Raw genomic sequence first — 23,760 nt, 5'->3', positions numbered from 1 at the left:
CAGGGCGCCCCGTGAATTATTGTCGTCCCCAGCTGCATTGGATACTGTGGTCCGGCCAAAGCACCCAAACAAAAAGCTAGAGGCGGTTCTGCGTGAGGCGGAAGCGAAGGGCTGGCGTGTCGAGAAGCGCCCGAACCGGTACTTCAAGATGAAATGCCCATGTAAGCAGCTGCATATCAAAACTGTGAAGCTCAGTCCATCCAACCCCTACTATGAAAAGCAACTACGTGCAGAACTTTCCCGTAAAACTTGTTGGGGCCAGTGAGAGAGGAGTGAAGGATCATGCCCGGAATGTTCGAGATTGAGCTGCAGTTCGTGCCCGGCGGAAACGACCCCTCTCAGTTCGAGGCGCTCCTTGATGCGGTCGCGGACGAGTTAGCGGAACGCGGCGTCGACGCCGACTACACCGCAAGGCTGGCCGATCTGGCCGTTACCTGGACGATCGACGTGCCGGACGCATCGGAAGAGTCCCTTATCGGCGCGCTAAGCGCATTGCGAAGGGCACTGGATGCCACCGGCCGTATTTCCACTGGGAAGTGGGCGGCCAGACACGACGTAGTCTCAACCCGTCACATGGTCTTGGCGTAGCTCCCACCGTCTGATTTCTCCGGCCGGCCTGCAGTCGGGTAGCCTGGTCCGGTTGCCGACGCAGGCGACCCTCCTGCCACGGACCGACCGTGGCCGCGCAGACCAGAGGAGGTGGTGAGGTTTCCATGCGTCCATACGAAATCATGGTCATTCTTGACCCCACGCTCGACGAACGCACTGTTGCCCCGTCCTTGGAGACGTTCCTCAACGTCGTCCGCAAGGACGGCGGGACCGTCGAGAAGGTCGACATCTGGGGTAAGCGTCGGCTGGCCTACGAGATCGCCAAGCACGCCGAAGGCATTTACGTCGTCATCGACCTGAAGGCCGCGCCGGCGACGGTATCCGAGCTCGACCGCCAGCTGAGCCTCAACGAGTCGGTGCTGCGCACCAAGGTGATGCGCACCGAAAAACACTGACTGCCGACTGTCGCCGCGGTTGCTTAGGCTTGTTCGAAGCTCGGCGAAACTACGCTCATGAAGATCCACCCCGCAAAGGCGGACCCAGGAGGAAATTGTGGCTGGTGACACCACTATCACCGTTGTCGGCAACCTGACCGCCGACCCCGAACTGCGGTTCACTCCGTCGGGCGCCGCCGTGGCGAATTTCACCGTGGCATCGACGCCCCGGATCTATGACCGGCAGAGCGGGGAATGGAAGGACGGCGAGGCGCTCTTCCTCCGGTGCAACATCTGGCGGGAGGCCGCCGAGAACGTCGCGGAAAGCCTCACCCGGGGATCCCGGGTGATCGTCACCGGCCGGCTCAAACAGCGTTCCTTCGAGACCCGCGAAGGCGAGAAGCGCACCGTCTTCGAAGTCGAGGTCGACGAGATCGGGCCCTCGCTTCGGTACGCCACCGCCAAGGTCAACAAGGCCAGCCGCAGCGGCGGCGGCGGAGGCACCGGTGGTGGTGGTGGCTTCGGCGGCGGCGGCGGCGGTGGATCCCGCCCGGCGCCGGCCCAGGCGAGCGGCGGATCGGGCGACGACCCCTGGGGCAGCGCCCCGGCTTCCGGGTCCTTCGGTGGCGGTGACGAAGAACCACCGTTCTGACCCCAAACTCTCAGACCAGTAAGAAACGGAAGAAAGACAGACATGGCCAAGTCCAACAAGCGGCGTCCGGCTCCCGAAAAGCCGGTCAAGGCGCGGAAGTGCGTCTTCTGCGCGAAGAAGGGGCAAGCGATCGACTACAAGGACACCACGCTGCTGCGCACGTACATCAGTGAGCGCGGCAAGATCCGGGCGCGGCGCGTCACGGGTAACTGCGTGCAGCACCAACGCGACATCGCGACCGCGGTGAAGAATGCCCGCGAGGTGGCTCTGCTGCCCTTCACCTCTTCGACGCGGTAACCAACCGAAAGTTACGTAAACGATGAAGCTGATTCTGACGTCCGACGTCGACCACCTCGGAACCGTCGGCGACACGGTCGAGGTCAAGGACGGGTACGGCCGCAACTTCCTGCTGCCGCGCGGCCTGGCCATCGTCGCCTCGCGCGGCGCACAGAAGCAGGCCGACGAGATTCGCCGGTCCCGCGAAACCAAGGTGGTGCGCGACCTGCAGCACGCCAACGAGATCAAGTCGGCGATCGAGGCGCTGGGTCCGGTCTCACTGCCGGTGAAGACCGCCGTCGACTCCGGCAAGTTGTTCGGCTCGGTGAGCGCCGGCGACATTGTCGCGGCCATCAAGAAGGCCGGTGGGCCGAACCTCGACAAGCGGATCGTTCGGCTGCCCAAGGCGCACATCAAGGCCGTCGGCGCGCATCGGGTGTCGGTGCACCTGCACCCGGAGATCGACGTCGAGGTCGCGGTCGACGTCGTCGCGGAGAGCTAAGCCGGCGCCGTTTGCTCATAACAGGCGGCGGCCGTCATGGGCCGCCGCCGCAATCGGTCGTGCCGTGAGCGCGCCCAACGGTTCCTTTCGCGGCGGCCCGGGCGGTCGGGCTGGCGAACTATTTCGGCGGCGCGGTCGTGTCATCCCCTTAACCGCCTCGTAACGCGGCGAAAATATGGCCGAAAGCCAACACGCCCGGGGCGGTAACCTGTCGCGACACGCCGGACGAATTCCTGTCCACATTGAATGACGCGCGTTGTACTCCTTTTATCAGCGTTGATGTCGAAGGGTCTCGATTTAATCCACAGGTTCTCCACACCCCGCTCAACACAGGTGTCGACGGATATGCACACGCGATGCACAGCGTTATGAACAGTGGCCCCTTTAAGTGCTGGCCAGCAACGTTTACGGTCGTCCAGGCGCGAGGCTACATGGGTGCTTGGGTCGGCGGTGTCGGTGCCTTGACCTACGCTCCGAGTGTCGGCTATCGAATGTATGTTCGGATGTATGTCTCGGGCGAGGAGGGAGACCGTGGCGGTCGTCGATGATCTGGCGCCAGGCATGGATTCCTCGCCTCCCGCCGAGGAGTACGGCCGTCAACCGCCGCAGGATCTGGCCGCCGAGCAGTCAGTGCTGGGCGGGATGCTGCTGAGCAAGGACGCCATCGCCGATGTGCTGGAACGGCTGCGGCCCGGCGACTTTTATCGCCCGGCGCACCAGAACGTCTACGACGCGATCCTGGACCTCTACGGGCGCGGCGAGCCGGCCGACGCGGTGACGGTGGCCGCCGAACTGGACCGCCGCGGCCTGCTGCGCCGCATCGGGGGCGCGCCATACCTGCACACCCTGATCTCGACGGTGCCGACCGCCGCCAATGCGGGCTACTACGCGGGCATCGTGGCCGAGAAGGCGCTGCTGCGCCGGCTGGTGGAGGCCGGGACGCGGGTGGTGCAATACGGCTACGCGGGCGCCGAGGGCGCCGACGTGGCCGAGATAGTCGACCGGGCGCAGGCCGAAATCTACGACGTCGCCGACCGCCGGCTGTCCGAAGACTTCGTTCCGCTCGAGGATCTGCTGCAGCCGACGATGGACGAGATCGACGCCATCGCCTCCAGCGGCGGTGTCTCGCGCGGGGTGCCAACCGGCTTCACCGAACTCGACGAGGTGACCAACGGTCTGCATCCGGGGCAGATGATCATCGTGGCGGCGCGACCGGGTGTGGGTAAGGCGCTCGCGTTGGACACGCCGCTGGCCACGCCGGCCGGCTGGACGACGATGGGTGACGTCGCGGTCGGCGATGAGTTGCTTGGCGCCGACGGGCGGCCGACGCGGGTGGTGGCTGCCACCGACGTGATGCTGGGACGGCCGTGCTATGAGGTGGAGTTCTCTGACGGAACGGTGATCGTCGCAGATGCAGCGCACCAATGGCCGACGACACGCGGCGTCCGGACGTCGGCTCAGCTGCGATGCGGGTGGGACACCATCGCCGCGGCGGGGTCGGCGACCCGCTATGGCGCGCACATGACCACGACGGCCCTGTTGGCTCCGGTGCTGCAGATCGAGGCGGTGCGCCGGGTGGACAGCGTTCCGGTGCGCTGCGTCCAGGTGGACAACGCCGCGCACCTGTACCTGGCGGGTCGGGGAATGGTGCCGACGCACAATTCCACCCTGGGGTTGGATTTCATGCGGTCGTGTTCGATCAAGCACCGCTTGGCCAGCGTCATCTTCTCGCTGGAGATGAGTAAGTCCGAGATCGTGATGCGGCTGCTGTCGGCGGAGGCGAAAATCAAGCTCGCCGATATGCGTTCGGGCCGGATGAGCGACGACGACTGGACTCGCCTGGCGCGGCGGATGAGCGAAATCAGCGAGGCCCCACTGTATATCGACGACTCGCCCAACCTGACCATGATGGAGATCCGCGCCAAGGCGCGCCGGCTGCGGCAGAAGGCCGACCTGAGGCTGGTCGTGGTCGACTACATGCAGCTGATGACGTCGGGCAAGAAGCACGAATCACGTCAGGTGGAAGTGTCGGAGTTCTCGCGGAACCTGAAATTGTTGGCCAAGGAACTCGAGGTTCCCGTGGTCGCGATCAGCCAGCTCAACCGTGGTCCCGAGCAGCGCACCGACAAGCGGCCGATGCTGGCCGACCTTCGCGAGTCGGGATGTCTTACTGCCGCCACGCGGATCTTGCGTGCCGACACGGGCGCCGAGATCACGTTCGGTGAGCTGATGCGGACCGGCGAGCGCCCGCTGGTGTGGTCGTTGGACGAGCGCCTGCGCATGGTTGCCCGGCCGATGACCAACGTGTTCCCCAGCGGTCGCAAGGAGGTGTTCCGGCTTCGGCTGGCATCGGGACGCGAAGTCGAGGCCACCGGCAACCATCCCTTCATGAAGTTGGATGGCTGGACTCCGTTGGAGGAGCTCAAGGTTGGCGATCGTATCGCGGCACCGCGCCGAGTTCCAGAGCCCGTCGACACGCAGCGGATGGATGATTCAGAAGTCATTCTGCTCGCCCATATGATCGGCGACGGGTCGTGTGTGAAGAATCAGCCAATCCGGTATGCGTCGGTGGACGAGGCCAACCTGGTTGCGGTGACGGTATCCGCCGCTCATTTCGGCGTGACCGGAGTGCGTGACGAGTACCCTGCGGCGCGAGTGACCACGCTGCGGTTGCCGTCGCCGTATCACCTGACGCACGGTCGGCGTAATCCGATCGCGGCGTGGCTGGACGAGCTGGGGCTGTTCAGGAAGCGCAGCTACGAGAAGTTTGTGCCGCAAGCGGTTTGCCGTGCGCCCAATGATCAGGTGGCGCTGTTCCTGCGTCACCTATGGGCCACCGATGGTTCGGTGCGGTGGGATGACAAGGTTGGCCAGGGACGGATCTACTATGCGTCGACGAGTCGACGTCTCATCGACGACGTCGCTCAATTACTGCTTCGGGTCGGCGTTTTCGGGAGGATCAAGCGCGTACAGAAGCTTGGCTATCGTGACTCGTGGCACCTGTACATCTATGGAGCGGAGAATCAGACGAGGTTCCTCTGTCATGTTGGTGTCCACGGGGCGAAAGCTTTGGCGGCGCAGGAAGTGTTGTCGCATCTTGAAGGCGTGGTACGTAATACCAACCTGGACACGGTACCCAGAGACGTCTGGGTGCGTGTTCGCGATGTGCTGATCGACAAGCACATAACTCATCGAGAGTTTGCTTCTGCCATGGGAATACAGTTCTGTGGCTCAACGCTGTGGAAGCGCTCACCGAGCCGCGCGCGACTACATCGCGTGGCGGCCATGCTCGATGATGCCGATATTCATGCGCTAGCCACCAGCCACGTGTTCTGGGATACGGTTGTCGAGATCGTCAGCCTCGGAGAACAAGATGTCTATGACGGAACTGTAAGTGGGACACATAATTTCGTTGCAAACGGTATCGCAGTCCATAACAGCCTGGAGCAAGATAGCGACATGGTCATTCTGCTGCACCGACCCGACGCGTTCGAACGCGACGATCCGCGTGGGGGAGAGGCGGATTTCATTCTCGCCAAACACCGTAACGGTCCAACCAAGACGGTGACCGTCGCGCACCAGCTGCACCTGTCGAGATTCGCCAATATGGCGAGGTGACTGTGGGGTTGTTTGTAGGTTCTCACGGAACGTGGCGGAATCTCACGAATGATGGCGGAGTGATGGCGGATCCGCCAAGTTGGTGAGACGCGCGGGTTGTTCAATCCCAAGGGTGTGTCGACGGCCATGTGACGATCAGGTCACCAAAGCAGTCTGATCCGATTGCAGGGCCGAGGTGATCGCCATGGGCCGCAGCAGAGACAAGGCGTCGATGGCCTCTGTCTCGTACCGACGTGCTGACGACCTGAGTGAAGTTCCACGAGAGTGGACTGCGGCCGGGATCGATGAACTTGCCAACGCGGCTCCCTGGCGGACCTTTCGCTGGCACCGCGGGCAGAAACACTACTCGGGCACCTACTGGTCGAGCACTGTTGGCGGTCATGTTATCTACGAATCACGACTTGAATTGGCGCGCTTGATTTTTGCTGATTTCGACATGAGTGTGCGGCACATCGTCGCCCAACCATTTCTGCTCCGGGCTTCGGTCGACCGCAATCCACGCAAGCACATCCCGGACTACCTGTTGATTACGGATACAGGTCCTGTAGTCGTGGATGTGAAGCCTGCCCGCCGTCTCTCCAATCCCAATGTGGCCTTCACATTCGAGTGGACTCGGGAACTCGTTGAGGCGCGGGGCTGGAGTTATGAAGTGGCGACCGAGCCCGTCGCAGTAGAGCTGGAGAACGTCCGCTTCCTAGCGGGATACCGGCGCGACTGGCTGTTCCGGTCGGAGCTCCTGGCACAACTACGGGAGAAGAATCTGGACGGCTCACCACTCGCGGACGCGCTCAGGTGTATGCCAGGGGAGCCGATCCACCACGTCAAATCTGCAGTGCTGCATCTTGTCTGGCGCCAGGAACTGTTGATCGATCTGAGCGTGCCACTGAGCGGACGAACAGAACTGAGGAGGCCTGCGTGACTTCAGCAGGGGTACGAATCGGCGTGGGCGCTCGGCTTGTCCACGACGGGGAGTTGGTGGAGATCGTTGAGATCCATGCTGGTCAGACAGGGATGGACGTCGTGTTAAAAGGCACGTCGAAGCAAGCCCTCATCCGGGCCCGCCTCAACGAACTTCTGATGTCGAACGGCACGCGAGTGATCACGGAACGGGACGGGCCGTCCGGCGATGATGACTTCGAGCCGGCCGGGGTTATTCTCGCTCAGCTCGGCGACGCTGAGCGAAGCGAGATGATCGAGCGAGCGGCGCATGTTCGTGAGGTGCTTACTGGGTTCCGTTCGGGTAGTGAGGAATTGGCGCTTCCCGGGGAGCCGCGGCGGGAGTACCAAGCCGATGTACCTCTGTCGAGACGTTACGCGAGCAAAGCGGGCGAGCTTGGTGCTGGGGTGCGTTCCATCGAGCGTTGGGTTCAGCAGTTCCAGAAGAACGGTGAAGCCGGACTGGCGTCGACGCGCGGTAGGAGGACAGCTGGCCTGGGTGCGAACGTGGACCCGCGGTGGACCGAAACCGCCGTTGAAGTGATGGTGGAGCATACAGACCAGTCGCGCCCATCGCAGACGATGGTGATCACGCGGGCCAACGCCAGAGTTGTCGCGCGGTTCGGCGAGGGCGTCGTGCAGGTGCCCTCCCGCGCAACGGCGTTCCGCGTTCTTGCCGACTTAGAGAACCGGTATCCAACCTTCCGGTTGAGTACCAAGAGGAACCGCGACATCGCTGAACGGCCGGATGGCGTGTACGGAAAACTGTGCCCGACCCGGCCGGGTGAATATCTGCTGATGGACACCACGCGGCTGGACGTTTTCGCACTGGATCCGAGCACGTTGCGGTGGGTGCAGGCAGAACTGACGATCGGGATGGATTGGTACACGCGTTGTGTCATCGGGATCAGGGTGACGCCGGTATCGACGAAGTCGGTGGACGCCGCATCTGTGTTGTATCAAGCGTATCGGCCGCGGCCAGCAGGCAAGGACTGGCCAGCCCAAACGGTACGGCCCGAGCACGGTGTTCCGAGATCCGTCCTGATAGATGTTGACGCGATTGAAGGGCCCGTGGTCGGCGCGGCCGGGCCGGCGATGGTGCCCGAGACCATCGTGATCGACCACGGCAAGATCTACGTATCCGAGCACTTGACGAGCGTGTGCCAGCGGATGGGAATTTCGATACAGCCTGCGCGATTGCGGACGGGTCGGGATAAGGGGCCGGTCGAGCGGTTCTTCCGCACCATCCGCGAGGACCTACTGCAAGCCTTGCCGGGATACAAGGGCCCGGACGTGCACTCCCGCGGGCTGGATCCTGAATCGGAAGCGTTCTTCTACCTTGACGAGTTGGAGGCGATCATCCGCGAATGGGTGGCCGTGGTGTATCACCGCCGACCGCACGACAGTCTGATTGATCCACACGTGCCGGGGCTACGGATGTCTCCCGCGCAGATGTTTGAGCACGGCGTCGCCCGCGCCGGCTACATTGAGGTCCCACGTGATCCCGGTTTGGGTTACGAGTTCCTGAAAGCGGAGTTCCGCAAGGTCCAGCACTACGGGGTGGACTTGGGCGGTCGCCGCTACAACGGAGCCGCATTGAATGGTTACCGCAACATGACCAGTCCGTACAAGGGGAAAGCCAAGGGCCGCTGGCCTATTCACTACGACCCCGACGACATCACCCGCGCCTACTTCCGCGATCCAGAAACACGTGAGTGGCACACCCTGATGTGGGAGCACGCACCGTCGATAGAAATGCCACTCAGCGAGGATGCTCTCCAGTTCGCGCGCAAACTCGCAGCCTCGAAGTACACGTACCCCGATGATCGACTTGCGGTCGCAGATCTGTTGGAGCGGTGGAACCTCGGGCTGGGCTCCACGCTGGCAGAGCGGCGCATGGCTTTACGACTCTCCCGCGAAGACACCCTGATCGGCCAGAGCGCCGCGCAGGACGAGGTCGCTACCCTGCCGTCGGTCGCACGCGTGCTAGCGACAGCAGATCCTCGCGGCCACGAGGACGCGGAAAAGACGATCGACGAAGCTGATCCCGAGACCGGTGATGACGACGCCGAGGACGAACTCGATGACTGCGCCAACAACTTCTACGCCGACGCCTTGGAAGACGCCTGATGGCTGAAAAGAAAGCGGCGCAGCAAGAGTCAGAGGCCCGGTTGGACAATCTCACGCTTGCTCGCAAGGAGGGCTGGCAGCGGTTCGTAAGGACGCCGGCGCGCATCCGACCGGAATCATTGACACGATCCGATTTGGAGTCGTTGAGTGAGGAGACCTTCGACGACTACAACCGTCAGCGTCGTGAGTGGCATGCGAACCTCGGCCCTATCAAGACTCCACAGCTGGCCGCTCTGCATGAGGATCTCTGGGACATCGTCGACAGCAATGTCCAGGACGGAGACAAGCCCAAAGGCGCGGTCGCGATCGAGGCTTTTCCTGGGCTCGGCAAGACGACCTCCGTACTGGATTTCGCCAAGAAGTTTCACCGCCGCGAAATCAAAGAACGAGGATCTCAGACCAGCACAGGCAACGAGCGCTGGCCCGTTTGCAGGGTCGGCCTGACCGGCAACACCGGCATGGTTGATTTCAACAGGGCCATGCTTGCTTTCTACGCACACCCGGGAACTAGCAAGGGGAAGGCTGCTGACTATTCTTACCGGGCGTTGGACTGTGTCCTGAGCTGCGAAACCAGAATGGTGATCGTCGACGACCTGCATTTCCTGCGTTGGCGAAACACGGTCGGAGTGGAAATCAGCAACCATTTCAAGTACATCGCAAACGAGTTTCCGGTCACCTTGGTCTTCGTCGGAGTCGGGCTGGCGGCCCGTGGTCTCTTCTCAGAAGGCCATGCGTATGAGGACGCGGTGATAGCCCAAACAGGGCGGCGCACAACAAAACTCGGCATGCAAGCTTTCGAGATCAATTCCGACCAGGGGCGCCTGGAATGGCGCCAACTCCTTCTAGCCCTCGAGCAGCGCGTAGTCCTGGCAGACGGGTATCCCGGCATGCTCGCCGATGACCTGTCGGAGTATCTCTTCGCACGCAGCACGGGGCACATCGGCTCGCTCATGACACTGATTAATCGGGGATGTCAGCGAGCAGTCCGCACCGGCGCAGAGGTGCTTTCCCGCGAGTTGATGGATCACGTTAAAAACGATGAGGCTTCGGAGAGGGGTCGCCAAGAACTGGAGGCGGCATTCCAAGCGGAACGGTTGACGACCAGACTGGGCAAGGCTGGATGAACAGCGTTCGAACGCTGCCCATCCGCGCCACACCGATTGAGGGCGAAGCTCTGGACTCCTGGCTGGAAGCCATCGCCAACCGCACCCAAACGGCCTTCGGCGACCTCCTGCCCGCCGTTGGCCTTCCCGCGAGAAAGCCAAGTGGTGACAGCTCCTGGATCCTCAAGCTGACGTCGGACGAGTGCGATGCATTGTCGGCCGCCACCGGTACCAGTCCGTCGGCGTTGGAATCGATGACGCTATCGACATACTTCGGTCGAGCAATCTACGTCGACACCCCAGTCGAAGCATTGGGGCGAGGCTTTCTATGGGGCCGTGGCACGGGCTCACGATTTTGCCCGATGTGCTTGGCGGACAGCAACGGCCGATGGCAACTGAAATGGCGACTCCGCTGGACATTCGCTTGCACGATCCACAACTGCCTGCTGGCCGATGCATGCATGGACTGCGGCGCGGTTCAACGCAACCGGCCACATATCGGAGAGTTCGTGCCACAACCAAATCTGTGCGCTGCGCGTGCCGCAGATGCGCGCAATCACCAACGGTGCCACGGTGACCTCACCGCCATCCGATCCGCGATCTTCGATGTGCAGCACCCTGTGATGCAAGCTCAACGGATCATCGACGAAGTCATTGCGGCAGAGACCGCAACATTCGGTGTGTACGCCACCCACCCGCAACCGAGAATGAAGGCACTGGCCGACATCCGTGCCATCGCGGGACGCGCGTTGCGGTACGGGACTTCGAAGGACATGGCACAGCACGTGCCGGCGGATCTGATCGGGCAGTTTCACTTGATTTCGAACGGCGCCAGGACAACTAATGGTGGAGTACTCAAACCTGGATTGAGGATGCCCGCGCGCGCCGCTACAGCGGCAGTCGGCGTGGTCGCGGCGTTGAGCGCACTCGACACCACCACCGTCCGCAGCTCAGCCGAGGCGCTCCGGTGGCTGGTCGTCTCATCGCGAGAACGTGGCCATGCCATACATGCCACGAACATGGGATGGGGACGCCAATCAAGCCCGGTCCTTGTCGGTATCCAACTCAAGTCCCTAGAACCTTTTCTCAAGCCGAGCGACCAGCTGCGGTACGGAATCGCTTGCCCTTTGCCGGCGCGGCCAAGATCTCAGTCCTCTGCAAAGCATTTGGTGACCGCACTGCCTACCGCCCTGTGGCCGGTGTGGTCGTTACGGTTCGCCGCTATAAACTGCGATCAACGGCAATTGCGAATGGGACTGTCGGCGGTAATCCTGTTGGTACGCAGGAGAATTACCCTCACCGAGTGCGTGGACTTGCTTGATAGCCCACTCACAAAGGGTGCTGTTTCACGCATTCTTCAGCTGCTGCAGCGCCAGCAGCAGTGGCACGAAATCCGCGAAGCCCTGACGAAGATGGCGACATATCTAGAAGAGCATGGCGCGCCGATCGACTACGGACGTCGGCGGTACCTCGACTACACGGACTTGCTGCCAAACAGCGTGTGGGCGCAAATGTGCCGAGATACAGGATCACCCGGCGCTGGTCGAGTACGTGCCCGAGCGGCGCGGTGTTTTCTGTACGAGAGGCTGAGCGGAATGCACGCCGACGCCGCCCCATTTGCCGACAGCACCACACACTTCCGCAAGGCTACAGCCAACTTCGCTGGCGGTATGACCAAGGATCTCGCAGGCGCGTTATACGAGTATGCCCAAGACTTTCTCGATGGGCAGAACGTCCACGGTGAACCTGCGACGTGGCAGCCACAAGAGAACTTGTTGCAGAACATGCGATTACCGGGTTTCGATCCGACACGTGGCAGTACTGGAGCGCTCGGCCACATCGCCGCGGGGAACATGCGAATCGGTGAGATTGCCAACGAACTCCGGGTCAGTGTTGACGCAGCGCGATATCTCGCAGAGATGAATCCGGCAGACCCGCCGGGGTGGGCCAGCGGTTCAGCACCCAGACCGCCACGCCTGGGTGCATATCGCGCTGCAAAGATGGCGCTGCCCCCCGAACGGATGCGCGATCTCTACAACAATCGACGCATGTCGTTAGCGGATATCGCCGCCGAAGTGGGAGTCAGCAGGTCGGTTGTGGCACGCCTTGCTCGGGAGTACGGACTGCAGGTGGCAACGCCTGGTCCCAAAGTCAAGCACATCTTCGACCGAGACTGGCTCTTCGAGCGGTACGTCAACCGGAAACGGTCGCTAACCGAGATCGCCGCTGAAGCTGGAGTCTCACTGTCGACCGTTGCTCGTTGGGCGAAGACATTCGGTATACCGCTGCGCAATCGAGGTGGTGGAAGCCATATAGCGGTCCGGACGGCGCGGGCGCTGTCCTCGGAGGCCCCGGAGTTGCTCAGGCCGGCGTTGGTCGCACCCGGTGGCTGGACACGGTTGCAGTGCTTCGCGGCGACCGCGAACTATCCGACTCTGACAATTGCCGCACAGCATCTAGGTGTCCGACAGTCCGTACTCACACTGAAGATCAGGCGTATCGAGAGCGAGCTCGAAATGCAACTGCTGAAACGCGCCGAGCGAGGACACCCGATGACAATCACAGCCGCGGGCCTGCAAGTTATCGACGCGATTGCGGAATCCAAACCGGTTACCGAAGGGAAACAGGTCGAACCATGAAGCGCACTGACGTTCCCCAGAGGCAAGCCAGCGGGCCGCTCAAGATCATATGAGCGGTCACCCAAACCCGGGTACATCGCGGAGTTCGATACGTGGCTCGACGAGGTCGTTCTACGCGTCTCGCAGCGCATCGATCGGTGCGGGCACCGACTCGGTCCTCAGGATGTTCGTGCCGGGGATGCCGCTTCCGATAGAGATTGCTGGTGTCCCAGGCCTGCGACACTCATGGTCCGGTTACTGGACGTTGTATCGCCGCCGGACGCGATCTCTCAGCTCGGCGGCGGTGATAGTCCCGCGGGCGTAGGCGACTTGGTCGGCGCGGGTGGCGTTGGTGCTGCGGGAACCTTCGAGTTCAGTACTGCGGCGGATCGCCCTGACGGTCTTGACCCGGCGCTGGGCCTTTTGCAGCTCAGTCACCTGGACACCACCTTCAGTCAATTCCTTTCAGAATCGTCTCAGGATAATCGACGGAACTGACTTCGGGTCAAGGCTCGACTGCGTACGAAACGACCGTGCAGAAGTAGCTCTTCCATCGGCCAGGTGTTAGCTGGCAGCGTTGTTCCGACGCCGCTGGCCTGATTGCGGTGATGACCTCGGAGCGGACAATCCGCTGGCTCCGGAACCGGTCGGCAGCGTGTCCATCCGCCGGTCAAACGACAACTGGGCAAGAACAGCCGCCGGCGGTGTGGGCGCAGCTACTCGGCACGCCCGTCCTGCACATCGTGAACTTCGACACCGTCGCTGCAGCCGGGGCGGTTCGCGGACGCAGCAGAGTTCCACATCACGACGAAGGGCGAACGGGAGCACGGGTGGTCGCCCCCCTACTCCGAAGAAAACATTCGCTGGGCAACCGGCGCGGGCCACACTTGTCGTATGACGATCACGGAGAGCCAGCCTCAGGTTGGTGAATCATGGGCCTATCGTGCCCGGCAGATAGATGACGTCGTCGAAGTCGAAGTGCTCAAGCCAGGGACACAACGACCTCCTCGGGTGTTGGTGCGGTTCGTGGACGAAAGATTCGAGGGTCGCCAGGAGTGGGTCTCGCCGGCGCGTTTGAAGGTGCGCTGGGCGGCGGTCGATGAGTTCCGAAAACATGAGGCGCGCTGGAATCGCATCGACGAGTTAGGTAACGGCGACGACCCGGTCGGTAGAGCCGCCGAGGTGGTCTTCGAGACGCTGATCGATGACGACGTCGCGCGCATGGCGTACCGGGAGTCCGGCGCATGTCGGATCAGCAACTCGAGTCGCCTCGCCGAGATCACCGGCCTAAGTGAGACCTTGTGGGCACAATGCCCTGACGGGTTCACCGACGGTGACGATCTGGTGGCGCCTTGGCCGGTCACTGAAAAGATCGCGTCGGCCGCTGTGCGGCTCAACCCGACCCCGATCCTGGATGCCGTGAAGAAAGAGGAGAGCGAGGCGCGCTATGAGGCGATCCACGGGCATTGGTATCGCGGTCGAGGTTCTCGGCCGGACTACACCATTCCGGCCGACATCTGTATCCAGACCGACAACGAGTACTGCAAGCCGCGCCGGGCGATCCTACGGCAATGGTGCGGCGTCGAGGCGGTCGATCGGTACGACGAGTTGGCAGAGTTGCGTAAAGAGATTCACCGTGTCGGGCAGATCGCCGAGTCCGCGATCAATGCACTGCGAGCGTCGGGACGAAAGCAGGAGGCTGAGCTTCTGGGCCGCCAGCTTGGCACACCGGTAGAAATGCTGCGGCACAGCGAGTCGTAGTTAATGGTTGGGGCGCCGGTGTGCGTTCATGCCTTTGGGCATGAACGGCGCGTACTCGTCGGGCGTGATGGTGTCGGGTTCGAGATGGCAGAGCACGTCGGGGTTGTTGATCGGGTCGATCCTGGCGGCCTCGTCGAGAGCCGATCGCTGCCATTTGCGGACTGGCTCGGTCGCCGAGATGTCGGTGCAATCGGCAACAACGTCGTCGAGAGTTTCGGCGTAGTCGCGCAGAGCCTGTGCCTGTGCGTGCCGACCGGCCTGTTCGTGCAGCCGCTGCCGGTTGAGATCGCCTACGTAGGCCTGCTTCGCAGCGAGGACGGCGGTGTCCCACTCCTGCTGTCGCCGTGTCAGATCGGCCTCGCGTTGCCGCCTCTGGGTGGCTGCTTCGGCCACCCGGCTGTCAAGTTCGGCGAACAACGCACCCAGCTTGCTGTCGAGGGTCCAACGGCTCCGATCCGACCAGGACTTCGTTCGGTAGTACTGGCCTAGCTGCAGCGTCAGTCGTCCCGACCCAACCTTTTTGACCTGTAGGGGGACTCGCTGCCAGGAATACTTTGCCGTGCCGAGTTTCTCGTCGTCTGGCACCTCGCGGTCGACGAGCTCCTCACGGAGGCTCAGTTCGAAGGAACACTCGCTGGTGTTGATCTCGAACCGGCGGTCATCTCGTCGATCACGGTCAAGTGTCCAGCCCCGCGAAGCGCATTCGTCGGTGATGGCCTGCAGGATCCGCAACGCCCGCTCCTTCGAAGGTTCGGTAACCGCCATCCGGACTTCGGATCCCAGCGTGCGCACCTCGCCGCTGACCTGAACTTTTGATGGCGGCACCGGCACCGGCACCGGCACCTGCGGCGTCGGCGCTGACCGAGGCTCATCGGCCTCACAGATGAGGCGTATGACGAGATCGCCGCGATCGCGACCGGCGTGACGCAGCACGAAACCTTCCGGAACCTGGTGAGCGGTGATCAAGTGGTGAATCGCCCGGCGGTATTGCGCACGTTCACGAGCGGTCGGCGATTCCACGGTAAGTTGCCCGTCCCCGGATCTGAGCTCCGCGAGGACCTTCATCGCGAGATCGTTTGCCCCCGAGTTGCTCTCGGACGTTTGAGTATCGCCGTCGGGTGTGGCCTCCGTGGGGAACGGGCCATGCAAGAGGTAGAAATCGCCCTCGGGGGTGATGGAAGCCGACCACTGCTTGCGGCGCCGATCCACCGTCACCATGCCCCGCGCCGCCAAAGCGTATGCGGTTGTTTTGTATGTAAAGTCCCGCCAAACGCCGTCAGGGCAGCCTTTTGCGATCCATTTCAAAACCTGAACCTGTCGAGCGGTCAGAGGTTGGTCGCGGCGCATGAGGCCAGAATCGCACTAAACGAGCTCGGTCCCGCATGTTTGTGTTTGTGATTTCCTGCATCGATGGCGCGTAGTCGCTGCTGGTGAGAACACAAACTCGGCGAGGTCGCCGCGATCCGCTTTATCGACCGTCGTTAGACAGTATCGGCGCGCGACCGACATAAAGAAAAGCTATGGATCTGTGTGCCGACGTGTTCGGCGATCGTCGGTAGTAGCGGAGGCTAAGACCACTAGCCAGGCGAGGGAGTCATCCGCGCAGTCAGAGCCGGTTATCGGCGACCCGTAGCGCAGCGTCCCCTAGGGGATGGGTTGTTGAGTTGAAGAACACGAGGTCCTGATCCGGAAGATTGGCTCGGTACCGGGCCATCGTCGCTATGATTTCGTAGTCCTCGCCGGGTAGGACCGAGATCGCGATCCTACGGCGGCCGCCTTTGCGTAGCCCCTTCACGATGTGCGCGTCCTGGGCGCCGAAGCTCGCTCCAAAAACAACTGTCGGATCGGTGTTAGTCGAGAGTTGTTGGTAGGCGAAGGATAAGTAGTCTGAGCGTCGGATTGCGCGTAGCTTCTGTTCGCACCGCCCCTCGCTGACGATCAATGGTTGCCGATCTGGATTAGTCTCAAGGGTTTCGTCGAGTTGCGAAAGTAGCCCACCTGGTTGCTGATTGGTCCATTTTCCTGATTCGCCCGTCGCCGAGTTCTGCCATAGGTGGATGCCGCCGTGGAGGAATACGAGGCCGGTGGCGCTCGCGGACCAGATCTCGGAATCGAGGGGATCAAAAGGGTTATTCCAGAGGAAGTCGACGATCTCCGTCGTCGTCTGGTTGTCCATCGACGCCCAGTAGGTAAGCAAGTCGTAGTTCAACGTGAAGACCCAGCGGTGCTGATCAAGCACTGCCGCGATCTGCTGCAGATTTTCAACTGGCATGTCAGTCCAACGAATATGGACTCGCTTGATGGCGGCGACGAGCTCGTGCCGTACGTGAGCGTAAAGGTCGCGGACACCGATGCTCTCCTGGCCCATGGCCACCAGAACCCGCTCGGCGTGCCATAGGCCCTCGAGAACTTCTTCGAAGTTCGTCGTCTCTAGGTCCGAAAATATTTGGATGGCTGGGGGTTCCAACGCTGCAACGGTAAGCAGCTCAGAATAGGAGAATCGCCGCCAGGTGTTGATGCTTAGACCATTGCCGATAAGCAATGTCGGCCACACGTCCTCGGAAAGACTCGACCAGTCAACTAGATTGTCCGTCTCGGCCACGTCGATAACTCCTCCGGTTCCTGGCTAAGGCCGTACCAATCCATCATCTTGAAATGGACTTTAGGTAATGGCCAACCTCGTGGTGGTCGCTGGTCTTACGACGCGGCTCTTCTTGACCGCTTACACCGAGGAGGAGGTTGCTGCGGGCCTGGGCTCAACCGTGCACGAAGTTCGTGGCCGGAAGTCCGCCGACACCTCGCGCAGGCTCATCACCTCGAACTCGGCTACATACAGTGCTCGGAACCGCTGGTCGACATCGTCGAACCGGTGCGAGAATCCGTACAGGCCCAGCGGAGTGAAATCAACCGGCGTGCGATGACATCCGACACGCCACAGTGGGCCATCGACCGGGCTGCCGCTCACGCCTGAAAGGTAGCCACCTGGCGCGCTGCTTGCACCACCATCGTGAAATCCGCCGTCTCAGTCGCACCACCTAGGACCTCGATCGGCGCTCGATCATCCAGCCGCATGTTCGTGCCGAACAGCCATGCTTTGGCGGTCTCATCGTTGTAAGCGTCGACAAGCATCCGGACCACCTTGTAGCCCTCGCGCAGCCGACGATCAGTCGTCGCATGCGGTTGCGGGCCGTGCTCGCGGGTATAGCGACCTATCTGTTTAGCGTCGGCCAAGCCAGCTATCGCAGCCGAGACGCGCTGGCCGACCGTGTCCTGCAAGTACGTAGCGATCTCACGGATCGACATCGAAGCTGCGTCGATATCAAGCTTGTGTGCAGCTGAAGGGGTCAAAACAGGCATCTCGCACCTCCATGCATAAACCGGGAAGATCCGTACAAACAACACCATTAACACCACAAAAACCACCCGCCAAACAACACCCTACGCACGCGGGGTCCCTCTGCGCGTCTGCCGAATTTCCGGCATCGCGCCTTGGGACTTCTGCGCCATTCACGGAACTGGAACCCGTCAGATGGCAACCCTCGCAGGGTTCGGCAATTGGGTCCCGTGCAATGCAGGGTGGATCCGGTCCGCAGCGCTCGTCGCCCCGTTGGTGCGGATCAGCTCGTCGGCGTCGGGCAGCGCGCTGCACCACTTCACGGGTTCGTTCGGGGGCGTCCAGGCCAACCGCGGACGCGGAGTCCAGCCGGTTGATCCACGCTTCCAATTCGGGCCGGAGTAGAGCGCTCCTGCCCGGCGGCCACACCATCGACGCCGCCACGGTGGCGGGCGCGCTATCTGAGAACGCCAGCGGCAGCGACATCCGCGAAATCGTCCGCCCCACCGCAGTCGCTGGCGAGGCCGGACACGTCAGCTCCGCGGCGCTCTTGGCTGAGGTGGGTAGCGGGCGCTACCGCGCCGCGATTCCTGAAAGGATGTACATGTGATGAGTTGCCATAACGATGCCGCCGTGTGCGCTAACACGCCGACTTCCGAGCTGTATTCAAAAACAGACGCTCAAGACGACAATATTCCCAAGTTGACGAGCCGCCAGCTCATTGCGTCAGTACTCACGTCGAATTCGCTCGACAGTCTTGAGATTAACTCGTCTCGCGATCGAAACCCCTCTATTGCTGAATGGTTCGCGCGTACTCGAACTAAACTTTCGGGCATGAGCAGCGCTGCTGCAAACTGATTGGCCTGAATCTCCTGCAAATCCGAAGCCTGACTTGAAACGTCGTTGCGCTTGTTTACCATTACTGATTGATCGACGATGAGTGGTTTGCCTTCGTGGAGTCGCCAGTGGCCAAGTTCGTGCGCAATAGTGAACCGTTGGCGCTTTGGTGAGGTCTTGCGATTGATACCGATGATTGGGGGGCGGCCTTCCTCGCGCAACAAAAAGCCTGACTCATTCCAGTCTGCCGCCACTCTAACGACCTCTATCCCTTCGTTCTGGGCGAGCAGCTCCACCGGTATGGGTGCGGATCTGAAATTATGTCGCTCTAGTAATTTGGCCGCGTCTCGCTCGATTTCATGTCGTCTCAGCTGAGCCATGTATTCCCTCTCTCGTGCGACGAAGAGCAGAAGTCACGAAATCCCGAGCCGCGTCAGTCTGTCCTGTCAGATCTGGCGCGGATCGCGGCCTATCTGTGAGCTGATGTAATTGATCGGTACCGGGGAGGAGTGATTCCACGGCGACGTTCAACGAATCGGCGATGCGGAGAAGGGAGTGAACCAACACCCTTTGTCGGCCAGCCTCGATGTTCGCAATGGATGAGCGTGTTAGACCGACGTTGCGGCCCAGCTCTGCCTGGTTCCATGCCTGCTTTATCCGTGCAGACCGGATTCTTGATCCGACGTCGATGTAAATCTCATCGACCACGTCTTCGGCCCAGTCCACAACGCCTCCCCGGGCCAGAATGGCATCTGCGACTGCCCAGAGCATAACCGCCGGAGCGTTTGTGACGCAAACTTGACACGCCGGACTATCGACTGAGATTGACCACCGGACTCTCAGGCCGCTACTATGACAGCTACACTGACATCCTTCGGCGTGTTTGCAACACAATACACTGGTAGTCGGTCAGCCCGGATCTAGGAGGACTTGTGTCGACTGCTGATGTCGCAGACTGCGTGACCGCCAACGTCGTGGTGCCCCACGAGCGGTACGACCCGTTGTGGGATGTCATCGTCACCGCGGGCGATGTCAAGGACCGCCTGCTGCGCTCGGCCCTCCTCGCACTGACCGTTCGCTCGAAACTGCCGTTCCATGTCACAGCGCTGCATGGGCTCGCCCTTCTGACGGGCCCGCCGGGGACCGGTAAGTCCACACTTGCCCGCGGTCTTGCCTCCAAGGTCGCCGAGACCATCGATGGCAAGGCTCGGCTCATCGAGATCAATCCACATGGCCTTATGAGCGGCGAACACGGCCAAAGTCAGCAGAGGGTGCACCGACTCCTCGCCGAGCACGTGCCGCTCATGGCCGACGACGGGATACCGACCGTGGTTCTGCTCGATGAGGTCGAGAGCATGGCGGTCGCGCGTGGGTCCGCGTCATTGGCTGCTAACCCCGCCGACGTTCACCGTGCGACCGACGCCGTCCTGACCGCGCTCGACGAGATGACCACCACTGCGCCGCACATCTTCGTCGTAGCGACAAGCAACTTCACCGAGGCGCTCGACGATGCCCTCATGTCGCGCGCCGATGTGACCGTCATGGTGCCGCTGCCCGACGAGGCTGCGATCACCCAGATCCTCAAGGAGACGCTTACCGGGTTCGCCACCGCCTACCCGGCTCTGCTGAAGGTTGCGGCTGCCCCAGCACTAGCGCGGGTGGCCCCGAAGTTGGCAGGTATGGATGGCCGCCGCATCCGCAAGCTCGTCACCGAGGCCATGCAGCGCCGCGTCGAGACCACCCTCGATCCCGGATGCCTCACGGTTAACGACCTCGAGCAGGCCTCATCTCTATGGCTGGTGCAGCCGGCGAAGTCATGGGCGGTGGATCGTGCAGCGGACTAGAGCCATCGCTGGGACGCCGGTCCGTTCTGCCGCCGACGCGTGGGCCGTCGTGAAGGACCTGCTAGTCGACACGCTCGAACGAAGCAGTGACGTCCCGGCGGGTTCTGTCGCGACCGCGCTCCTTCCACTGGATGGTCTCGCCCCGACGATCGCGGCCTCCGGAGCCGCCGCCGAAACGCCATTCATCCTGGTTGCAGGTGACCTGCGCCTCGAGATCTACATCATCGGAGGTGACGAGGCCTTCACGATCGAGGAGAACCTGGCGCCAGTTCCAGGCGGTGCGTCTGCGCCCAACACCTGGGCGCTGTACATCCAGCCGCCAGGCCACCTCCTAGGCGTCGTCACCGGCGCGGTCAAGGACGCAGACCATCTCAAAGTAGGCCCGCCAACCGGTCCTGGGGCGAAGCAGCAGGCCGCCGCCACGACGGGAGTTCCTCTGAGGATCAACGAGTCGGCGCTTCGCCGGCTCGGAGGTGCCCAGTGACCACGACCAATACGGCGACCTACTCTTACACGCGGACGCACACCGCCACGCACCTTTCCGACACGATCATGGCCTCGATCAGTGACATCCTGGTCACGCTCGGTATCGACACGGCCCGCCATTTCCAGCGCTGGCAGTTGAACGCCAACGCCATCACTCGATGGATCGAGGAGGGAAGCCTCGAGCAAGTTGCAGTGGAGTGCGTGAGACCCGACGGCACCGTCGCGCCCGTGTTCGAATTCGTCGTGACGTACACCGCGGGCGGCATCGGCGACCGCAAGTTCACCGCTGACAACGCCTCCTTGCTGACGTACCTCGCAAAGATCCAGAGCGTCCCACTAGGGACCACTTTCAGGTTGTTCTGCTCCTACCGCTGGACTCCGTCCGAGCAGCCGGGTTGGACAGACGGCACACGTGCATCTACCAGCGGTCTTCGAACCCGAAGCATCGGCACTCTCGCTGGCGCGCCTGATGCCATCGCTACTGCCCGTGTCCACACCATCTGAGGATCAGAAAATGACCTACGTCGACGATGCCTTCGGTGGCCTGAAGACAAACCTGGAGATCACCACAACCGAACGTAACCTCGCGGTGAGCCGACACCACCGGATCCGTGACCATATTCGGGAGTATTGGTCGCTCAACGAGGACTTCCTCACCGGTAGCTACGACCGCCACACAAAGACCAAGAAACTCAAGGACATCGACATTTTCATCGTCATTGACCCCGACGGACCCCAAGGGCACTTGGCTAATGGCACAGGGACCGCCGCCGTGACCGCCCTCAGAGAGGTCATCGAGCAAAAGTGGTCCGACATTGCCGCCGACGACACGGTCGTCACCATCTACTACAGCGGCGAGGAGGTCGCGTCCTACGAAATCGCCCCAGCCTTCGCCACCGACGACGGATACAAGATCCCGAATGGTCTGCATTGGATGAACACCAACCCCAACGAGCATGCGCGCATGGTTACCGAGAAGAACACGAAATGCGACGGCAAGTTCGTCCCGCTGGTCAAGATGCTTAAGGGAATGAACCGGCAGGCAGGTGAGCCGATCCAGCCGTCGTTCCTCATCGAGGTTATGGCGCTCGAACTCGTCGAAAGTCCAGTCGGCGCCTTCAAGGACGAGGTGCGGTTTCTGCTCGCTTCAATGGCCGACCAAATCACTGCCGACTGGCCCGACCCGGCCGGCCTTGGTCCCGACGTGAATGCCGGAAGCAACTCTTGGCAGCGCAGCCAGCAGCAAACCAACATCCGTGGCTGGCTGGCGGCAGCGGAGGAAGCCATCCTGCTGGAGGCGCACGGTAAGGAACGCGCAGCCGTGGACAAATGGCGGGAGCTGTTCGGTGACCGCATGCCACGCCCTTGAGCGACGCAGGCCGCAATCGCCGGCCACCCGGCTGATCTTCGATCGCCCCGTCCACTTGCTGCCGAGGGATACCAGGAAATCATGTCCATGACGACGCCTTCGGTATTCGAGGCACAGAACACTGTTGATATGCGACGGCACGTTGCAGCCCAAGCGCGGACTTATTCAGATGCCAAAGCTGTGTTTGCAATCCGGGTCATCGTCGTATTCGTGCTCGCCGGCACCAGCGCAGCATGCGCAGTCGCGCTGCCGTCAGCCCGGTCTCTGATCGGCGGCGTTGGCGGTGCCGTGCTCCTGCTGGTCGCCTTTGCCGCCAGCAGTCTAGAGAAAACCTGGCGCTATCGGGCCGCGGCCATCCAGGAGAAGTTTGATACGGCGGTCTTCCAGATCCGTTGGAACAGACACCAGGCCGACCAGCCGAACGCACATGACGTCAACCGAGCCGCCAACCGTTACAGGGGAGGGCGCGACCAGAACTGGTATGTATCGACTGAAGGCACCCACCGCCCCTTCGATCTCCTGATCTGCCAATCGTCAAACCTCGGCTGGGGCGCCTCGATGCACTTCCTTTGGGCGTGGATGCTAATCGGTGCGTTTGGGGTCCTCGCACTGACGTTGATCGGCGTCCAGGTCGCCATATTGAGACTTCCGGTGACGGACTTCCTGCTCGCTGTAGGCGTCCCGTTCCTGGCACCCACCAAAGAGATCGTCGAGCAGAGTGTGGCCAACTTCGACACCGCCCGTTCCAAAGCCTCCGCCGAGCGGAAGATCACTGACCTTTGGGAGCAAGGCACGAGCGGAAACGACACCCCGACCGAACAGGACGTGCGAGAAATTCAGGACAAAATCCTGCAATTCCGCCAGAACAACCCGTATATCCCTGACTGGCTTGACAGCGTCTTCCATACGAAGAACGAGGCAGCCATGCGCAGCTCCGCTCAGGCCCGGGTGGAGGAAGCGCGGCGCCGCGGCCTCGCCGATTGATGGGTGCCGCGGTGGTGGGGGCTTGTTGTGGTTGTCGCCAATGCCGTGCGGGCGCGCGGGTGGAAGCCGAGGTCAGAATGTCACGAAATAACACGGATCTTGAGAATCTGTAGGCGCGCGTCGCTGTTAGAGATCCACGCCGGACCCCGGCGGGATCCCGCACCGGGACAACCTGGTGCTGACTCCCGACAATCGGGCATACGCGGCGGCCAAGGAAGCGCTCCCCCGCGAACGGCTGATCGAGTTCCATGGGCGGCAGCGGGTTGTCGCTGCGAGACGTAGCGGAGTCGGTCGGCGTCAGCCGTCAGATCGTCGGTCGTCTCATCC

Annotated in this window: 22 protein-coding genes; 16 read left to right on the top strand and 6 right to left on the bottom strand. The window is 62.0% G+C overall.

Going from position 1 to position 23,760, the window contains the following annotated elements; translation table 11 throughout:
- Positions 1-291: 291 nt before the first annotated feature.
- From G6N25_RS09945 to G6N25_RS09900, 10 genes are all read left to right on the top strand, one after another.
- A complete protein-coding gene (locus G6N25_RS09945) occupies positions 292-588 on the top strand; it encodes a hypothetical protein (protein WP_142272520.1) in 297 nt (98 codons plus the stop codon).
- Positions 589-713: 125 nt separating this feature from the next.
- Complete coding sequence (gene rpsF, locus G6N25_RS09940; protein ID WP_083073082.1) at positions 714-1,004, top strand: 30S ribosomal protein S6; 291 nt, start codon at positions 714-716, stop codon at positions 1,002-1,004.
- A gap of 97 nt (positions 1,005-1,101) precedes the next feature.
- A complete protein-coding gene (locus tag G6N25_RS09935; protein WP_083073081.1) occupies positions 1,102-1,635 on the top strand; it encodes a single-stranded DNA-binding protein in 534 nt (177 codons plus the stop codon).
- Between the two features lie 42 nt (positions 1,636-1,677).
- The gene (gene rpsR / locus G6N25_RS09930) at positions 1,678-1,932 is read left to right on the top strand and encodes a 30S ribosomal protein S18 (RefSeq protein WP_083073080.1); all 255 of its coding nucleotides are present in this window, start codon (positions 1,678-1,680) and stop codon (positions 1,930-1,932) included.
- Between the two features lie 22 nt (positions 1,933-1,954).
- On the top strand, positions 1,955-2,413 hold the full coding sequence (gene rplI, locus G6N25_RS09925) for a 50S ribosomal protein L9 (protein WP_083073079.1): 459 nt from the start codon (positions 1,955-1,957) through the stop codon (positions 2,411-2,413).
- Between the two features lie 531 nt (positions 2,414-2,944).
- A complete protein-coding gene (locus G6N25_RS09920) occupies positions 2,945-6,031 on the top strand; it encodes a replicative DNA helicase (protein WP_083073078.1) in 3,087 nt (1,028 codons plus the stop codon).
- A 184-nt stretch (positions 6,032-6,215) separates the two neighbouring features.
- The gene (locus tag G6N25_RS09915; RefSeq protein ID WP_232065755.1) at positions 6,216-6,950 is read left to right on the top strand and encodes a TnsA-like heteromeric transposase endonuclease subunit; all 735 of its coding nucleotides are present in this window, start codon (positions 6,216-6,218) and stop codon (positions 6,948-6,950) included.
- Positions 6,947-9,097 (top strand): Mu transposase C-terminal domain-containing protein, encoded by a 2,151-nt coding sequence (locus tag G6N25_RS09910; protein WP_083073077.1) that lies wholly within the window; start codon positions 6,947-6,949, stop codon positions 9,095-9,097. The genes G6N25_RS09915 and G6N25_RS09910 overlap by 4 nt, the downstream gene beginning before the upstream one ends.
- Complete coding sequence (locus G6N25_RS09905) at positions 9,097-10,221, top strand: AAA family ATPase (RefSeq protein ID WP_083073076.1); 1,125 nt, start codon at positions 9,097-9,099, stop codon at positions 10,219-10,221. Before G6N25_RS09910 ends, G6N25_RS09905 begins: the two co-directional genes overlap by 1 nt.
- Complete coding sequence (locus G6N25_RS09900) at positions 10,218-12,839, top strand: TniQ family protein (protein ID WP_083073075.1); 2,622 nt, start codon at positions 10,218-10,220, stop codon at positions 12,837-12,839. The genes G6N25_RS09905 and G6N25_RS09900 overlap by 4 nt, the downstream gene beginning before the upstream one ends.
- A gap of 234 nt (positions 12,840-13,073) precedes the next feature.
- Here the strand turns inward: G6N25_RS09900 and G6N25_RS09895 are convergent, their stop codons facing one another.
- The gene (locus G6N25_RS09895) at positions 13,074-13,256 is read right to left on the bottom strand and encodes an antitoxin VbhA family protein (protein WP_083073074.1); all 183 of its coding nucleotides are present in this window, start codon (positions 13,254-13,256) and stop codon (positions 13,074-13,076) included.
- Between the two features lie 456 nt (positions 13,257-13,712).
- Between G6N25_RS09895 and G6N25_RS09890 the strand changes: the two genes are divergently transcribed.
- Positions 13,713-14,579, top strand: a complete 867-nt coding sequence (locus tag G6N25_RS09890; protein ID WP_158084855.1) for a hypothetical protein — start codon at positions 13,713-13,715, stop codon at positions 14,577-14,579.
- Here the strand turns inward: G6N25_RS09890 and G6N25_RS09885 are convergent, their stop codons facing one another.
- The 5 genes from G6N25_RS09885 to G6N25_RS24465 form a co-directional block, all read right to left on the bottom strand.
- Positions 14,580-15,926 (bottom strand): hypothetical protein, encoded by a 1,347-nt coding sequence (locus tag G6N25_RS09885; RefSeq protein WP_142272519.1) that lies wholly within the window; start codon positions 15,924-15,926, stop codon positions 14,580-14,582. It lies immediately after the preceding gene.
- Positions 15,927-16,185: 259 nt separating this feature from the next.
- Positions 16,186-17,181, bottom strand: coding sequence for a DUF4917 family protein (locus tag G6N25_RS09880; RefSeq protein WP_158084854.1), 996 nt, complete (start codon positions 17,179-17,181; stop codon positions 16,186-16,188).
- 359 nt (positions 17,182-17,540) lie between these two features.
- The gene (locus G6N25_RS09875) at positions 17,541-18,002 is read right to left on the bottom strand and encodes an XRE family transcriptional regulator (RefSeq protein ID WP_232065753.1); all 462 of its coding nucleotides are present in this window, start codon (positions 18,000-18,002) and stop codon (positions 17,541-17,543) included.
- Positions 18,003-18,593: 591 nt separating this feature from the next.
- Positions 18,594-19,130, bottom strand: coding sequence for an ImmA/IrrE family metallo-endopeptidase (locus G6N25_RS09870; RefSeq protein ID WP_083073070.1), 537 nt, complete (start codon positions 19,128-19,130; stop codon positions 18,594-18,596).
- Positions 19,108-19,521: a helix-turn-helix transcriptional regulator gene (locus G6N25_RS24465; protein ID WP_083073069.1), complete on the bottom strand. Its 414-nt coding sequence runs from the start codon at positions 19,519-19,521 to the stop codon at positions 19,108-19,110. The genes G6N25_RS09870 and G6N25_RS24465 overlap by 23 nt, the downstream gene beginning before the upstream one ends.
- A gap of 188 nt (positions 19,522-19,709) precedes the next feature.
- On the opposite strand from G6N25_RS24465, the gene G6N25_RS09860 reads away from it, so the two are divergent.
- The 5 genes from G6N25_RS09860 (at position 19,710) to G6N25_RS09840 (ending at position 23,433) form a co-directional block, all read left to right on the top strand.
- A complete protein-coding gene (locus tag G6N25_RS09860; protein WP_083073068.1) occupies positions 19,710-20,594 on the top strand; it encodes an AAA family ATPase in 885 nt (294 codons plus the stop codon).
- Positions 20,595-20,643: 49 nt separating this feature from the next.
- A complete protein-coding gene (locus G6N25_RS09855) occupies positions 20,644-21,078 on the top strand; it encodes a hypothetical protein (RefSeq protein ID WP_142272518.1) in 435 nt (144 codons plus the stop codon).
- Positions 21,075-21,584, top strand: a complete 510-nt coding sequence (locus G6N25_RS09850) for a hypothetical protein (RefSeq protein ID WP_083073066.1) — start codon at positions 21,075-21,077, stop codon at positions 21,582-21,584. Before G6N25_RS09855 ends, G6N25_RS09850 begins: the two co-directional genes overlap by 4 nt.
- A 10-nt stretch (positions 21,585-21,594) precedes the next feature.
- Positions 21,595-22,449, top strand: a complete 855-nt coding sequence (locus G6N25_RS09845; RefSeq protein WP_083073065.1) for a CBASS oligonucleotide cyclase — start codon at positions 21,595-21,597, stop codon at positions 22,447-22,449.
- An 81-nt stretch (positions 22,450-22,530) separates the two neighbouring features.
- Positions 22,531-23,433 (top strand): S-4TM family putative pore-forming effector, encoded by a 903-nt coding sequence (locus G6N25_RS09840; RefSeq protein WP_142272517.1) that lies wholly within the window; start codon positions 22,531-22,533, stop codon positions 23,431-23,433.
- The last annotated feature ends 327 nt before the right edge of the window (positions 23,434-23,760 follow it).

The organism is Mycobacterium heidelbergense, assembly GCF_010730745.1.
In the GTDB taxonomy this organism is placed as follows: Bacteria; Actinomycetota; Actinomycetes; order Mycobacteriales; family Mycobacteriaceae; genus Mycobacterium; species Mycobacterium heidelbergense.
The sequence above is the reverse complement of the archived record's forward strand: the minus strand, read 5'-3'. Positions and strand labels throughout refer to the sequence as shown.

Coding starts and splice junctions, on each gene's coding strand:
- rplI (WP_083073079.1), top strand. CDS start 1,955: ATGAAGCTGATTCTGACGTCCGACGTCGACCACCTCGGAACCGTCGGC.
- G6N25_RS09840 (WP_142272517.1), top strand. CDS start 22,531: ATGTCCATGACGACGCCTTCGGTATTCGAGGCACAGAACACTGTTGAT.
- G6N25_RS09915 (WP_232065755.1), top strand. CDS start 6,216: ATGGGCCGCAGCAGAGACAAGGCGTCGATGGCCTCTGTCTCGTACCGA.
- G6N25_RS24465 (WP_083073069.1), bottom strand. CDS start 19,521: ATGCTCTGGGCAGTCGCAGATGCCATTCTGGCCCGGGGAGGCGTTGTG.
- G6N25_RS09870 (WP_083073070.1), bottom strand. CDS start 19,130: ATGGCTCAGCTGAGACGACATGAAATCGAGCGAGACGCGGCCAAATTA.
- G6N25_RS09845 (WP_083073065.1), top strand. CDS start 21,595: ATGACCTACGTCGACGATGCCTTCGGTGGCCTGAAGACAAACCTGGAG.
- rpsR (WP_083073080.1), top strand. CDS start 1,678: ATGGCCAAGTCCAACAAGCGGCGTCCGGCTCCCGAAAAGCCGGTCAAG.
- G6N25_RS09945 (WP_142272520.1), top strand. CDS start 292: ATGTTCGAGATTGAGCTGCAGTTCGTGCCCGGCGGAAACGACCCCTCT.
- G6N25_RS09890 (WP_158084855.1), top strand. CDS start 13,713: ATGACGATCACGGAGAGCCAGCCTCAGGTTGGTGAATCATGGGCCTAT.
- rpsF (WP_083073082.1), top strand. CDS start 714: ATGCGTCCATACGAAATCATGGTCATTCTTGACCCCACGCTCGACGAA.
- G6N25_RS09885 (WP_142272519.1), bottom strand. CDS start 15,926: ATGCGCCGCGACCAACCTCTGACCGCTCGACAGGTTCAGGTTTTGAAA.
- G6N25_RS09905 (WP_083073076.1), top strand. CDS start 9,097: ATGGCTGAAAAGAAAGCGGCGCAGCAAGAGTCAGAGGCCCGGTTGGAC.
- G6N25_RS09900 (WP_083073075.1), top strand. CDS start 10,218: ATGAACAGCGTTCGAACGCTGCCCATCCGCGCCACACCGATTGAGGGC.